Consider the following 15,334-nt stretch of genomic DNA (forward strand, 5'->3'; position numbering starts at 1 on the left):
GCTCAGTTATCCAAGAACTAAAAAACTGGATTATAATAGTGAACATGCCATAGAGGTTTGGTTCGCCATGTATTTCAATACTGGTATATACCAATCTGAATCAACTAGTAATAATAAGTGCCAATTAATTGGATTTACTGTTTGGTTAATATCAGAATTCAATATCCTCGCTGCGAGTGCTTGTAGATTCCCTTGCATTTGATCCGGATGACCCAAAACTCTATTGATATAAACACCGTTCATCATGAACTTTTCATGAAAAGAGTTATAAAAACTATTTTCTACAACAGACTGTTAATAATTAAGTAAAAGCATTCTTACGACCTGATATTATTGACGATAAGATTAAAATGACTTGTAGGTTAGGTGTTACATAACCAATTATCCAGGTCCGTACGATTTTGATATATATTGACCCATGCCTAGATAAACGCGACACAAAATAATATAGTTATAAATGAAAACGAATACAAATCCGCACGGTGAATGGAGAAGGGAAAAACATGCGGCCATTGCTAACAAGAAATTACGTGCGCTTGTATCTGTGGATAGGCATCATTTTCACCGTAGCTATTCTTTTATTTTCCATATTCTTATCCAACCAATTTTCCAAGTACGCCGATAACCAAATGAATTTGTTCCATAAGAACAAATTGGCGCAGACCGCGAGCCGGACGGAATTCATTCTGGATAAATTGAAGTCCTACGGTTTGCACATGTACGACGACCCCGTTCTTCAGGAATGGTTTTCGGCAAAACGGTCGCCCATCACCGATATGGAGCTGCTGAACACGATCACAGAATATATGTCGACGGAACCTTTTATTCAGAGGGTTTATTTAATCAGTCTGCTGGATCGCCGGGTCATGGATTCGCAGGAGGGCGTCATCCCCCTTGACCGCTTCGCGGACTCGGAAATCGTGGACAAAGTGAAGAAAAACCCTCCTTCGCTCCTGCAATTTTTCCGTCATGAAATCGAAGGCCAATCCCACATGTCGCTCATCCTTCCTTCCACGCCTACGAAAAAGAACGAAAGCAGCTATTTGGTTCTGCTACTGGATAATCGCGCCGTGGAAGAGCAACTGCTGGAGAACAACGAAAACCTTGGCTCAAATATTTTCATTCTGGACGAATCCGGCCAAGTGATGCTGGGCCAACCGACATCTTCAGAGATGTTGACCGAATTGCGCAGGTTGATGGACAAATCGGAATCCGGCTTGCTCAAAATGGACGGAGGCCGGCTGCACGTTAACACCGCGCAAATCACGGCTCAGAACTGGACCCTGTACTCCTTGACGGAAATGAAAGTATTCCGGCGTTTGACCGTGGCGTTCCAGTACAAAATCATCGGCTATTCCTTGATTCTGCTCATTCCGCTGCTGCTGGCGGCGATCTGGAATTCCCAGAGGGCCGTACAGCCGTTCCGAAAACTGGCGGAGCAGCTGCAGCGCAAGCTGAAGGCGGGGGAGGATAACAGCCAGGAGATCTTCGGCAGCGGAGACGATTACGATATCCTGAAAAGCGGAATCGAACTTCTGTCCACACGCATGGACCGGCTCAGCCAATCGATGAGAAGCCACCACAACCTGGTGAAGGACGAGTTCCTCCGGCAATGGCTTCTCCAGGGGAGAATGGATAATACGCTGAGGGTCGCGCTTGTTCGCGAACCGGAACTGCTGCGGTATTCGGAAATTTTCCTCGTAGTTTGCAAGATGGACGATTACCCGAGCATTACCGAGAAATACGACTTCGCTTCGAGACAGCTGCTAAAATACGCGATGGGGAACATTGCCGCGGAATTGTTCGCCGAACAAGGCGGAGCCTTGGAAACCGTCGATATGGCGGGCGATCACGTCGTATTCCTGCTCGGGACGAATCAGGATATACCGTCGATCAAGTCCACGCTGAAATCCATGAAGCAGCAGATCAAAACCCATCAGAGGCTCCAGGTGACGATCGCCATGACGGGCAGGCAGCGGATCCATGACGACCTGCGTTCCGTCTACGATTTCGCGCTGGAACTCTGCCTGCTCAAATTCATCAGCGGCGAAGATAAAACTTACACGGAAGAGGATTACGAGGTTTACCTGGAAATGCAGCTGCCCTACTCCGAACTGAAGGGCCTGGACAGGCTTCCCTCGCTCATCAAGTCCGGCAAAAAGGACCAGGTGGCCGGGCTGCTGCAGGACTTGTTCACGCAAATGAAGGCCCTGAAATATTCGGAATCCAAAATCCAGCTGACGGTCCTGTTATTCTCGCTCGTCAAGGAGTTCAACAGCCTCTCCTCCCTGCAGGACGTAGAAGGCATTGGAATACAGATCGACCGGTTCACGACCCTGGACGATCTGCACAACTGGCTGAAGCAGGAGCTGTTCGCGGTCATCGACCAGCTCTCCAACCGTCATAACCTGAACCGGAGAGACAAGCTTGTGGAAGAAATGGTCAACTATATTCATTACCATTTCCAGGACCCGAACCTGTCGCCCGAAGATATCGCCAAGCACATCTCCCTGTCGGTCAAGTATGCGAGGCAGCTTTTCCAGGACATGCAGAATCAATCGCTCTCTCAATATCTGTTGAATTTCCGGATCGAAAAAGTAAGGGAGCTGTTGGTTCAGACGGCGATGTCTGTGGAAGATATCGCTGCGAGATCCGGTTTTCTAACTCGGAGCCACTTTTTTACCGCGTTTAAGAAAGCGACAGGCATGACGCCGAATCAGTACCGGCAGCAAAATACTTCAAGATGGGGGGAAGGAAGTTGACCGGACGGAGCGTATGGTGGTTGTTGGCCGTCTTTCTCGTTTTAACCGGCACGGCGGGATGTTCCTCGAGTCCGGTCCCGGGCAGCGGAGATCGTTTCGTAACGCTTAAGATTCTCCTCCCGGGAGAACGCTCGCCCGACTTCGACCTCGTGATCGCGGAGGCCGAGAAAAGGCTGAAGGCCGAATCGTTCCCGATCAAGCTCAATTTCGAGTTCGTTCCATGGCAGGATTTCGGCAGCAAATCGCAGGTGGCGCTCGCTTCGGGCAAAGACGTGGATCTCGTCTTCGACGCGCCGTGGATGCATTTGAGCGAAATGATCGCCGACGGGTATTACGAGCCGCTGGACTTGCTGCTGAACAAGTACGGAACAACGATCCAGGCCACCAGACCGAAGGAAATGTGGGAGGCCAACCGTTTCGGCGGCAAAATCATGGCCATTCCCCTGGGAGTCTCCCATGTCATGGGGCATTCCTACTTCGTGCGGAAAGACATCCGGGAGAAGTTGAACATTCCGCCGATTCGCAATTACGGGGACTTGATCCATTTCGCGTACCAGGTGAAGGAGCGTGAAAAAGAAGTAGTTCCGCTGATCGCAGCGGGTTCGACCAGCCAGCAAATGTACAGTTGGGCGACCTTCCGGCACTATGACGATTTCCAAACCCAAATCCGCCCGACGCACGCCTTGGGCAACAGTTTGATGTTGTACTACGAGAACAACAACGGAGAGGTCCACAACCTGTTCAAGGAGAAGAACTCGGTCATCCGTCAATGGATCCAGGAAACGCGCAAGTTATATCTCGACGGCGTGATGGATCCGAACGTGCTGGGCGTCAAGGATTTTCAGGACCCCGGAGTAAGTGGCAAGGCGGCCATATTCCCCACCGGATCGTTCGTGGTTTCGGATGACGTCCAGCAAAAGCTGAAAAAGAACGTGCCGGAAGGGGAATTGGAAAGCGTGACCTTCTTCGAGGCGACTCCGGGCGAGAATATTACGAACTTCGCGCAGTGGAATTTTATAGCCGTGCCGGCTGCTAGCAAGCATAAAGAGGAAGCGATCCGGTTCCTTGATTGGGCAAACCGCAAGGAAAATTATGATCTGCTCGTTTACGGTATCGAAGGAAGGAACTGGAGCCCATTGAGCTCCGATAAATACTCTTTAAAGAATAACCGGTATATCCAGCCGGCTTTCGTATGGCTGTGGAATCCGACGGGTGAGCGCATCGAGAAAAGCTCGGATGATCCGAACGAAACGTTCATCCGCAAGGCGGAAAACTTCAAGCCGGATATTCTGACGGGATTCCAATTCGACGCGGAACCGGTGCGCAATGAAATCAAACTATACACCCGGTTGGAGGAGAAGTATTATCCCCCACTGTTTAACGGAGTGATGGATCCGGATACAGCCTGGGCACAGTTAGAGAACGAAGCGGGCCGCATGCTGGATACGATCCAGATGGAGCTCCAGAGGCAGATTCAGGACTTTATGAATAAGAGGTAAAGGGTGAAAAAACTGCCAGAAATGGCGGTTTTTTTGCGTTGAATACGGCGGTTGAGAACCGATCGGCCAAATGAGAACTGTGCTGTTTCGCCTTGTGAGAACGGGTTGGGCGAATCAGAACTAGGCGTCTGAAAGATATATCCATTACATTCAAAAGGGGAGTATATTTCCTCCAAAAACAAAGTATTTCAAACTCGAAGGAAGGGTGACTCAATTGAAGAACGGCAAAAAAAGAAGTTCTTGGGTTTTATTGATAGTGCTCACCATGATTGTGATGGCATTAGCAGCATGCACCAAAGCGAAAGAAGTCGATCCGAGCCCATCGACCGGAACGAGCCCCAGCGCAAGCGAGAGTACGCCGGCGGCGGCGTCCGAGGCGCCGAAGGAAAAGGTGGAAATCCAGTTCTGGAATCCGTTTACGGGTGAAGGTGCGGCCCATCTGGACCAGGTAGTATCCAAATTCAATGAGAGCCAAAATGAAATTTTCGTCAAAACGTTGAGCAACCAGGATCCCCAGAAGCAGTTGACCGCCATTTCGGGAGGCAGCGCTCCGGATTTGGTCGTAACCTATTGGAACAACGTAGGGCCGTGGTCGGCGGCCGGAGCCGTTCTGAGCCTGGAAGACTTCATTAAGAAGGACGGGTATGACACGAACCAGATCATTCCCGCCGCATTGGACCGGATGAAAGTGAACGGGCAAATCTACGGTTTCCCGATCTCGATGAGCATGGCAAACAAATTGCTGTACAACAAGAAACTGTTCGAGGAAGCGGGCGTCACGACTCCGCCAGAAACGCTGGAAGATTTGTTCGACCTCGCGAAGAATCTGACAAAGAAAGATGACAAAGGAAACATCTCCCAAATGGGCTTCATTCCCGATTATCCGTGGCTCGACAACGTATTCTGGCCGATCATTTTCGGCGGCACATGGGATGATGGCAACGGAAAGTTGACCGCGAACCAACCGGCTAACGTAAGCTCAATCGAATACCAAGCGCAATATTATAAGGAATTCGGAGAATCGGCGATCGCCAAGTTCAAATCGGGTCTAGGCGGCATGGAAACGGAGCAGGATCCCATTCTGACCGGAAAGCTGGCCATGATGATTGGTTGGGAGAATTGGTACGTAAAAAACCGCGGAGAAGACAAGGAGCTGGGCGTTGCGCCGTTCCCGTATCCGAAGGACCATCCCGAGCTGAAAAACTCCGGTATGGTCAGCCCTGTCGCCATGTTCATTCCGGCCAAAGCCAAACATCCGGACGCGGCTTGGAAGCTCATCCAGTATTTGACGAGTGAAGACGTGCAAATCGAGTACAACACCCTCCAAGGCTCCATTCCGATCGCGATCAAAGCACTCGACAATCCGAAGCTGACGCAAAATCCGGATACTCAAGCGTTGTGGGAGTACTATGAGAGCGCGAAGAGCCCGAATCTGAAGGGTTTCCCGAACAGCATCTACATCAACGAATATCTACAGGCGCTGAACGAAGAAACGGAAAAAGCTTTGAAGGGCCAAATCACGGCCCAAGCCGCGATGGATAACGTCATCAAGAAGATGCAGCCGGTCGCGGACAAAAAGTAAATAAGAGACGTGGATTGCAGGAATAGAGGATCGGTTCCCATTACTCTATTCCTGCATGATTTCCATCGGGAGGAGTACCATGGCGAACCGCATAAAGAAGGACAGCGGAATCAGGAGAAGAGAGCGGAAACGTCTTTTGGTGGGCTTGTTGTTCATCAGTCCATGGATCTTAGGGTTTCTTGTTTTCCAGTTCTATCAAATCTTGATGTCGTTTTATTACAGCTTGACGGAGTATAACCTGTTCAAGTCTCCGACCTGGATCGGGCTTGGAAACTATTTCGAAATGTTCAAGGACCCCAAGGTGTATTTGTCCTTGTACAACACGATCTTCATCACGATCTTCGGCCTGTTTCCGCAGATCGCGTATGCATTGGCGATTGCCTTGCTGCTCAATAAAAACGTAAAGGGGCTTTCCCTCTACCGGACAGTTTACTTTCTGCCGACATTGGTTCCCGCCGTCGCCGGATCACTGCTCTGGATGTGGCTTTTGAACGCGCAGTACGGACTCATCAACCAGCTCCTTGGCGCGATCAGCCTTCCGGAACCGAACTGGCTGCTGGATCCACATTGGATTAAACCCGCTTTAATCCTAATGGGCTTCTGGGGGACGGGGACGACGACGATCATGTATTTGGCCGCGCTTCAGGATGTTCCCAAAATGTATTACGAGGCCGCTTCGATCGACGGCGCCAGCGTATGGAAGAAGTTTTGGCATATTACGCTGCCCGCGATTTCTCCCATGACCCTTTTTCTCATCATCATGGGCTTGATCGGTTCGTTCCAATATTTCTCCCAAGGTTACGTGTTTGCCGATTCCAATAACCAGTCACTCGGTGGGCCGGAAAATTCCATATTGTTCTACGCCATCTATCTGTACCAGAACGCCTTCTCGTACCTGAAGATGGGGTATGCGTCTTCCATGGCTTGGCTTTTGTTCGTCGTCGTATTCATTCTTACGATCGTCGTCTTCAAAACCTCATCCAGATGGGTCTTCTACGGAGGTGAGAAATAATGCACACGCAAACCGCCGGAGGAAAAGTATTCTCCCATTTCGTTTTGATCATGGTCGGCCTGCTGTTTCTTACGCCTTTCGCTTGGCTGTTCCTGACCTCCTTCAAAACCGACGATGAAATTTTCATGATTCCCATCCAATGGCTTCCTCATCGCCTGCAGTGGGAGAATTACACTAGTGCCGTAAGCATGATTCCTTTCTTAAAATACACGCTGAACACGGTATGGATTGCCTTGTTAAGCGTTATCGGCGTCGTCGTGTTTTCGCCGCTCGTGGCGTACGGATTCGCCAGAATTGATTTCAAAGGCCGCAACGTTTTGTTCATGCTCATGCTCAGTACTCTAATGCTTCCCGCGCAGGTAACCATGATTCCGCTTTATGTCATGTTCAACAAAGCGAACATGCTGAATTCATACTGGCCGATCGTCCTGACGACCTGGTTCGGAACGGGCATGGCTTACAACGTGTTCATGGTGCGCCAATTCTTCAACGGCATCCCGTACGAACTTACCGAATCCGCCAAAATAGACGGCGCGTCGGAATTCCGAATCTACTCGCAAATCATATTGCCATTGGCCAAACCGGCAGTACTCACCATAGGTCTGTTTACGTTCCTTTTTGCCTGGGGAGATTTCCAGGGACCGTTGATCTATTTGAACGATCAGGAAAAATGGACGCTGTCCATCGGACTCAAGCAGTTCATCCGTGAAAACAGCGTGGCTTGGGGTCCTTTAATGGCGGCTGCCACCTTGTTCACGATCCCGATCGTTGTGCTGTACTTCTTCGTGCAGAACAAGTTCATCGAAGGTATCACGATAACGGGAATGAAATGAGGATCGGGGTACAAGACGGATCACTAAGGAGCAGGATGGAATGAGAAAGTTGATTCAGGACAAAGGGTTGGTCGTTTCTTGCCAAGCCTATGAAAACGAGCCCCTGTTCGGATCGCATCACATGGTCGAAATGGCGAAAATCGTATCCGGACTTTATATGGGGCTGATGAAAGAGAAGTTATCGACATTCGACTGATTATAAGAGATTCAGCCTGGCTCCGAATAGCTGGACGACTTAAGAGATACCGATCGCCGATATGCTGACCACGTCGGATTTTAACATCAAGGATATTCGACGAATGCAGCTCAAGTAAAAGCCGGCGGCGCAGTTCACGCTTCCGAACACGCTTTATTTGGACGCTGTAACGCTGGTCCGATAATCGCATTATCAATCGACAAGGAGATGAAAGATGTGAAAAATCCGTTCAAACGCTTGTTGACCTTGCCGTTAATCGTTGTCATGACCTCCTGTTTAGCCATACCTGCTGTTTTCGCTTCCTACATTCCCAAAGATGATCCAAAGTCGAACCACTCTTCCAATATCGTTCTGCTCTATACGGGCTATTACAATCCGGACAACTATCAAGGAGAGCATGTCGGCGATTACACGAAAGAAAAATTGCTGCCCTACGTCGGATATCTGGATGAAAAAGGAAAGGTACTGGACACTTTCTACGATTCATTCATCATGCTAACCACAACGTCACCTAATGGCGGCAGTCTGCATCGCTGGTACAGTTGGGTGCCTAATTCGGTGCCAGGCCGCCTCGAAGACTGGCAATGGGCTATGGACCGGCCGTTCGAGAAAAAACTCCAGCTGGACGCGCTTGACCAAGCGGTCGCGGAAGTCGGCCAAAACTTGGGCGACAAGGAAAAGAAGGTGAACGTATTCCTGACGATGCCCTTTCCGGATCCCCAAAGCAAAGATTTCGGAGATTTCAACAGAGACGGAGTATCGGAAAACCTTGAAAGCCTGTCCGTGCGTAACGAGCTCGTCAAATGGTACGTCGACACGATGACCACTCGCTTCCAGGAGCGAAATTACCGCCACCTGACATTGGCCGGCTTTTACTGGCTCCAGGAGGATTTGGACACGACGGTTACCGGAGAGGCGGAGAACGTGCGGTACGCCTCGGAATACCTGAACGCACAAGGCATGCGACTGGGCTGGATTCCGTGGTCCGGCGCCGGGGAGAAAATGAATGGAAACCGTTTCGGCTTCGATTTTACGCTCGTGCAGCCGAACCACTATTTTCAGTATGATACCACAATTCAGCGGATCGAAGAGACGGCGCTAAAGTCCAAGCAAGCCGGGCAGGGGGTCGAACTCGAATTCGACCAGCGCGCGATCACGGATCACGAGTATCGCCAGAGGCTGCTCAATTATTTGATCGGCGGCGTGAAATACGAATACATGAACGATTCCTTGCTCGCCTATTACCAGGATGTCTACGGCGTTTACGATTTGTACCACCACTCGAGCCCGGAAGTCCGGGCGCTGTACACGGATCTTTACCGATTTGCGAAAGGAATCTATACGGCGCCGACTGGAAACCTGGAGTCGTACGTGCGGGATGCAAACGGTAATCCCCTTGCCGGGGCAACCATCACTGGCGGAGACGGGTATCAAGCCGTAACCCAGCCGGACGGCAAGTTCACGGCAACCGGTCAAACGGCGATCCGGCAGCCGTTTACGATTAGTAAGGTAGGGTACATTTCCCGGACGATGAGTGTGAATATAGTACCAGGGCAAACGATTCGTCAGGATATCGTGCTTCAGCAACTGCCGGGTGGCCCGGTGCAGGATGAATCTGTACTGGCGGACTTTAATGGAGACTTCAACGTCGGAGGCAATGGCGTCGTCACGCGCAGCTTTACCACGAACGTTCCGGGCGGAAGCACCGTAAGCCAAGTCCTGAAGGTAGACTATCCGGCCGGTTGGGGCCCCGTTCGGGCGTATATTGATTCCGGCTCCAACAAGCTTCAGGGCTCGGACCGCGCTTACGTGAATTATCTCAATACAGACTGGAGCGCCTATGACGCGCTAAGCATGGAGATTTACAATCCGACTGGCGTACAGCAGTCGATTCGCCTCGAATTCATGTACGACGCCTACAGTTGGGCAACGTCCGTGCAGAAAGCCTACAAGCTGGAGCCGCAAAAATGGAACACGCTGAACATTCCGATCCAGGAGCTCAAGGACGCCGGCGCGAACGTGAAGGACATCATCCGTCTGTCCATGCAAATGAATGACTTCCCGACGGGCACGACGCTGTATTTTGATAACGTCAAACTTCTCAAGTACGCGGAGCTGGAGCCGGTGCCGGATTACATCATTCAGCTTCCTTCCAAGCTGCCGACCATACAGAGGGGGGCGACATGGAAGCCGGTAGTGACCAACGCGTCGCAGAAGGATGGTCAAGGACAGCTAGTCATTGTGCCGGAGGCGAGATTCGAAAGCACGGATGAGAACGTATTGTCCGTAGCCGAGGACGGCGTAACCGTAACTGCAAAATCGCCAGGTAAGGCTCTTCTGATCGCGAAGGTCGGCAATATAGCGGCAGGATCCGTTTCCATCGATGTATCCGGTTCGATAACGCATCAATGGAACGACGAGAAGTTGAAGCTGGAGCAAGGGAAACAATCGACACTGCAATTGAACAGCACTTTTGAAAACGGATATCGGATCCCATGGAAGGACGCCACGTACGAGTGGACCGTAAGTGGAGATGCCGTCCAGTTAGTGAACGTGATGGAAGGAAAAGCCGTAGTCGGCGATCATAAAACCGTGCTCGCAGTCCATAAAGGAGTCGCGACCGTAAGCGTCACGTTACATTACAACGGCCAAACCTTTCATTTCACGCGGATGATCCAAGTGAAGGACGGAACCGGCGAAAAGGAATAATCTTAAGCATTTAATACCAAAGCAAACAGCCGAAGGGGTGTTCGGGTTGCCCCTCCATTTGTCTCCTTGAAAACTGTAGGTGCTTAAGAACATTGTCCGAATGAAGCCCGTGAAATTTTGGGCTTTTTTTATTATCGGAACATTTACTTGCCATTCGCTGCTGTGTTTGCGGACTACGAAGATATTCGACGACAATAAAAACAGTCGCAGAGTACCGGCGGTGATGCTGGTGCCCTGCGACTGTTTGGTGCGTATCGGATAGAGAAACTTAGTTCATTGGGCTTCCTCGTCGGCCGAGGGACCGTATATACCCGGCACCGGAATATCGAGAAGTCGCAAATATACCCCGAGCTGCGCCCGGTGGTGGACCATGTGGCTTAATCCGAAGGTGCGGAGCGCGATCGCCCGCGGCTCGCGGAGGATGATATGGTCGCCGTGGCGCAGCGTCCATTCCTCGCCGAGCGTTTTCTCGTCGCATTCGGCGAGCAACTTTTCAAACTTGCCGACGTTCGCGTCGAACTCCTCCAGAATATCAGCGCGTTTTTCCATTGGCTCCCGCCGCAGCGGCACGGTCGAAAGATCGAACTCCGGGTACTGAAATATCGCGATTTGCCAATTCAGCAGGTTGATCAGGTGCGTGGCCAGCCCGCCGAGCGTCATTGATTTCTCGTGCGGCTTCCACGACATATGCTCCTCGGGCAAGCGTTCCAGAATGCGGCGCGTAGTGGCCAGTTCATGCGTTGCGTCGCCGATGATCAGTTGTTTGAACATAAATTCCTCTCCTCCCTTATGGTTTAGCATACTATAAATTCCAGTCGAGTGGAAAGCCTCTGGTTAACCGACTATGATATTGCGCAATATTCAGAGAAGGTTATTCGAATCGTCGACCTGACGCTTGTCATGAAGAAACCGTTCAAGTTCCGGTTAGGGTCGGGTCTATTTGAGAATCCCTTTTTGCTTGAGAAGTTATCCGAATGATCCAAGTTATACAAAAATGACAAGACCATCTTAGCACAATCAACGGAAATTATTATATGTTCGTCGTCACCATGAACGCCGGCAATATGAGTCTCGTGAAACTGAAGTATGTAGGAACGAAATTAGAAAATATAAAGACATATTGGACATGTTAAAGATAACTCATGAAAAAGAAGAATATGAAAAGCTTAGGAACCAGGTAGTGCAGAATGCGGTGAAAACGCTGAAGCAAATGGTGACAGGAACTAGAATTGAGATCTGGATTTTGGTGTGATGTTACCAAACTATTAGGGATTGATAGTTCTATAATTATATAGAATCTGTAAGTCGGCGGACGTTAGTCTTTTGTTAAACTAACGTTTGACTATAGCTTAACAATCATCATAACGAGGCTGCCGGCATGAAACGGCAGCCTCGTTGAGCTAACGGTCAGTAGAGCGTGGTAATCACTCCGCTGTTGGAGTATAGCAAATAATATTCAAAATAAATTAGAGTTTACAGGAAAACATTTACTGTGTTATTCTTTAATGCATAAAAGCTTAAAAGTGTTAAAGCAACTAGTGCTGAAAGGGTTGAGAATGTGGATATTAAAGCGGTACTTTTTGATTTAGATGGTACGTTATTGGACCGTGATGCCTCGCTTATCTTTTTTGTTCGCGACCAGTACGACCGGTATTCACAACTTCAATTAGTTGAGAAAGACATTTTTGTGCAGCGGTTTATCAAGCTTGATAATCATGGATATGTTTGGAAAGATAAGGTTTACCAGCAGCTTATTGATGAGTTTTCAATTCAAGATATGGAGTGGACAGAACTTCTAAGTGATTATTTGATTAGTTTTCAAAGGCATTGCATAGGTTTCCCTAATTTGATGACTATGCTTACTCATTTAAAGAACAACGGAGTAAGGATAGCACTAGTCTCTAACGGGTATGGACAGTTCCAATATGATAATTTCAAAGCACTGGGTATTAGTCATTTATTCGACGAGGTTCTGATATCAGAATGGGAAGGACTGCGAAAGCCAAACCCAGAAATTTTCATTCGAGCTCTGTCAAAACTGGGAGTGAAAGCAGAAGAAGCTCTGTTTGTAGGTGACCACCCGGAAAACGATATAAGAGCGAGTCGCGATGTAGGCATTAAAGCAGTATGGAAAAGAAATACACAATTTTCTCCTGAAGTTGATGCCGACGCAATTATAAATGATTTAGAGGAAATAATTCAATACGTGCTACGCTAAACGGGTAACGATAGTTGAACTAACAAGGGGTAGTATGCTGCGGCAGTTGCTCTCTATCTTTGTTGAGCTAACTGGCAGATTTGCTTAGTACCAAATAAAGGATATTATCAAGCGTTTGTAGAAAACTTTATGCTAGAAGCAAGCAATAAGGAGGAGGTGGACATATGAATATGACCTCAATCGAAGTGGTTACTATTCATCCAGTTTACAATCATGCATTTACTGTGTCTGAACATCCAGACGGTCAATTACCTCATATTGGAGATGCATTAGGTTGTGATTGTGTAATTGAAAAGTTTGTTGATGGATGGATGAGAAAGTATAGGAATGATGGACGTAACAATGAGAATTGGTACGGATGGGGTGCTGACGTTCTTGCTCCTTATGATGGAATTGTAGAATCTATTCATATTAACCCAGTTACTAATACACCAGGAAATATACAGCACTATAGAGCAAGCAGCATTAGATTTTAGGACATGACGATGTAAGAATTTGTTTTGCTCATGTAATGGATTTGAGCGTAAAGGAAGGCGATGCCGTTAAGGCAGGTGATATAGTCGCAAAAGTAGGTAACAACGGCTATTCTAGACATCCCCAAATTCATGTTGGAGCATGGAAGGGAAATATTCCTCTTCAAATACGATTTGATTTAAAGTCTATGGGAAGTCAGCTAAAGAACTTTGGAGAAGAAATGTATTTTTTATAGGCATTAAAGATTTTTATAAATATCATTACGCTAACGGATAACTATAGTTGAACAAACAACTGCGGCAGTTGATCCTTTCTTTATTGAACTAACGGGCAGATTTGCGGAACAAAAATATTCCGTTTTTGATATATTCAAACCCATGTTGTATTAAAATAAAACAGATTTAACTAAATGAATTTGCGTAGTTTATAAATAAAGAGCTATCTGAAATACTCTGAAAGAGTTGATAAAATCATGAAGACAGTAGGAACGGTAAAAATATATTTCCTGTCTGCCGATGAAGGCGGTCAAAGTAATATTCCAGTTAGAAACTTCACAACACCCATCATATTTGAAGAAGATAGGGAGTTAACAAATGGCTTATGGAGTGCAGTGATTGAATTTCACAAATCTCCAAATACTCAAAGAGATACAAGTGCAGACTTGTATTTACTTTTCCATGAGAAAGAAGAGGCACCGAATCACTTAATCAAACCTGGAATGAAATTTGAATTAACGACAAATAGAGTGATAGCCAAAGGGATAATTGAAACATTAAAAGATTAAGCAAGGTCCTAGGGCGATGGGGTGACGAGAAAGCTTAAACGTAATCTAAATTAGAAATTGTTGTTCAACTAACGGGACACGATAGTTCCTTATCTGAAGGGCTGCCACATAGCAGCCTTTCGCTACGCTAACGGGCAGATTAGTTGAAACTCTATTCATTTCGTATACCAGAAAATAACAATGACTGATACAATCAGGTGAGATCCCAAATTCAAGGAGGAGACGATGTAATGAGTATTGTAAAAGAAATTAACTGCATTTACATTCCTACAACCGATACAGAAGAATCGGCCCAATGGTATGTGCATAATTTAGGTTTGGAGTTAATGAGACCCGTTCATGAAAATCAGGCTCAGCTTCGTATCCCTTCGGGACAAGCCATTTTTTTGATTAAGACTCCTGAGCGGACAAATCTAAACTACATTGAAATAGGTGGAACGGAGCAATGTGTACTTACCTTGGAAGTCAATGATTTTCACGGGCTCTACAGTCAGATGAAGAACAACGGAGCTAAGGTATCGGAGATTGAAGATAATGAGGGCTGTGGTCTTAATTTTTATTCCTATGACCCAGCTGGAAATAAACTCGATATTTGGGGTGGCTGGCCCAAGTAATTTTTCATTCAGCTAACAGGTAACTAGAGTTGAACAAACAAGGAGCAGTTTGCTACGGCAGCTGCTCCCTTACTTTGTTAAGCTAACGGACAGGTTAGTTATAATTGGTATAGTAAAGTTCCTTATAATTGGATCTTTGAACAAACTAAATTATGGGTTAAAGTGAAGATGAAAATATAGCAGAGATGAGGAATCTACATGCCTATAATACTTGCTGAGACAGATGAAGTAATACTTGCAAGTTATAAACTGATGAATCAGTTACGCCACCACCTCGCAGAAGAAACCTATTTGGTCAGAATTAGACAACTTCAACTGGAATATGGTTATAGGTTAATAATCCTAATTGAAGATGGAGAAGCAAAAGCGTCCGCTGGTTACCGAATATGCGATTCATTAGCTTGGGGAAAGTATTTGTATGTAGATGATTTAATAACCGATGAAGCAAGTCGTTCAATAGGATATGCGAAACAATTGTTTGATTGGCTGGATGAAGAAATAAAAAGGAATAAATGTGTCGCAATGCATTTGGACTCTGGGGTTCATCGATATGACGCACATCGGTTTTACTTAAACAGAAAAATGAGAATAACATGTCATCATTTTGAAAAATCCTATTGACTGGCTTCTAGATCGAACTAACGGGGAACG

14 protein-coding genes are annotated in these 15,334 nt (G+C 47.5%); 13 read left to right on the forward strand and 1 reads right to left on the reverse strand.

Annotated elements, in window-relative coordinates; genetic code table 11:
* Positions 1–503: 503 nt before the first annotated feature.
* The 7 genes from AC0YN7_RS26065 (at position 504) to AC0YN7_RS26095 (ending at position 10,593) form a co-directional block, all read left to right on the forward strand.
* A complete protein-coding gene (locus tag AC0YN7_RS26065; RefSeq protein ID WP_475812939.1) occupies positions 504–2,762 on the forward strand; it encodes a cache domain-containing protein in 2,259 nt (752 codons plus the stop codon).
* The gene (locus AC0YN7_RS26070) at positions 2,759–4,261 is read left to right on the forward strand and encodes an extracellular solute-binding protein (RefSeq protein WP_475812940.1); all 1,503 of its coding nucleotides are present in this window, start codon (positions 2,759–2,761) and stop codon (positions 4,259–4,261) included. Before AC0YN7_RS26065 ends, AC0YN7_RS26070 begins: the two co-directional genes overlap by 4 nt.
* Positions 4,262–4,475: 214 nt before the next feature.
* Positions 4,476–5,843 (forward strand): ABC transporter substrate-binding protein, encoded by a 1,368-nt coding sequence (locus AC0YN7_RS26075; RefSeq protein WP_475812941.1) that lies wholly within the window; start codon positions 4,476–4,478, stop codon positions 5,841–5,843.
* A gap of 79 nt (positions 5,844–5,922) precedes the next feature.
* Positions 5,923–6,855, forward strand: coding sequence for a carbohydrate ABC transporter permease (locus AC0YN7_RS26080; protein WP_475812942.1), 933 nt, complete (start codon positions 5,923–5,925; stop codon positions 6,853–6,855).
* Positions 6,855–7,688, forward strand: a complete 834-nt coding sequence (locus AC0YN7_RS26085; RefSeq protein ID WP_475812943.1) for a carbohydrate ABC transporter permease — start codon at positions 6,855–6,857, stop codon at positions 7,686–7,688. Before AC0YN7_RS26080 ends, AC0YN7_RS26085 begins: the two co-directional genes overlap by 1 nt.
* Positions 7,689–7,728: 40 nt before the next feature.
* Positions 7,729–7,884, forward strand: coding sequence for a hypothetical protein (locus AC0YN7_RS26090; RefSeq protein WP_475812944.1), 156 nt, complete (start codon positions 7,729–7,731; stop codon positions 7,882–7,884).
* A gap of 216 nt (positions 7,885–8,100) precedes the next feature.
* Complete coding sequence (locus AC0YN7_RS26095; RefSeq protein ID WP_475812945.1) at positions 8,101–10,593, forward strand: DUF4855 domain-containing protein; 2,493 nt, start codon at positions 8,101–8,103, stop codon at positions 10,591–10,593.
* Positions 10,594–10,866: 273 nt separating this feature from the next.
* On the opposite strand, the gene AC0YN7_RS26100 is transcribed toward AC0YN7_RS26095, so the two are convergent.
* On the reverse strand, positions 10,867–11,364 hold the full coding sequence (locus AC0YN7_RS26100) for a DinB family protein (RefSeq protein WP_475812946.1): 498 nt from the start codon (positions 11,362–11,364) through the stop codon (positions 10,867–10,869).
* 787 nt (positions 11,365–12,151) lie between these two features.
* Here AC0YN7_RS26100 and AC0YN7_RS26105 point away from each other — a divergent pair.
* The 6 genes from AC0YN7_RS26105 to AC0YN7_RS26130 all read left to right on the forward strand — a co-directional run bounded on the left by AC0YN7_RS26105 (position 12,152) and on the right by AC0YN7_RS26130 (position 15,304).
* The gene (locus AC0YN7_RS26105; RefSeq protein WP_475812947.1) at positions 12,152–12,811 is read left to right on the forward strand and encodes an HAD family hydrolase; all 660 of its coding nucleotides are present in this window, start codon (positions 12,152–12,154) and stop codon (positions 12,809–12,811) included.
* A 164-nt stretch (positions 12,812–12,975) separates the two neighbouring features.
* On the forward strand, positions 12,976–13,287 hold the full coding sequence (locus AC0YN7_RS26110; RefSeq protein WP_475812948.1) for a hypothetical protein: 312 nt from the start codon (positions 12,976–12,978) through the stop codon (positions 13,285–13,287).
* Positions 13,288–13,304: 17 nt separating this feature from the next.
* Positions 13,305–13,520, forward strand: a complete 216-nt coding sequence (locus AC0YN7_RS26115) for a M23 family metallopeptidase (protein ID WP_475812983.1) — start codon at positions 13,305–13,307, stop codon at positions 13,518–13,520.
* 237 nt (positions 13,521–13,757) lie between these two features.
* Positions 13,758–14,069: a hypothetical protein gene (locus AC0YN7_RS26120; RefSeq protein ID WP_475812949.1), complete on the forward strand. Its 312-nt coding sequence runs from the start codon at positions 13,758–13,760 to the stop codon at positions 14,067–14,069.
* 230 nt (positions 14,070–14,299) lie between these two features.
* Positions 14,300–14,683: a VOC family protein gene (locus tag AC0YN7_RS26125; protein ID WP_475812950.1), complete on the forward strand. Its 384-nt coding sequence runs from the start codon at positions 14,300–14,302 to the stop codon at positions 14,681–14,683.
* A gap of 198 nt (positions 14,684–14,881) precedes the next feature.
* On the forward strand, positions 14,882–15,304 hold the full coding sequence (locus AC0YN7_RS26130; protein WP_475812951.1) for a GNAT family N-acetyltransferase: 423 nt from the start codon (positions 14,882–14,884) through the stop codon (positions 15,302–15,304).
* Positions 15,305–15,334: the final 30 nt, after the last annotated feature.

It is taken from the genome of Paenibacillus sp. J31R122 (genome assembly GCF_056269185.1).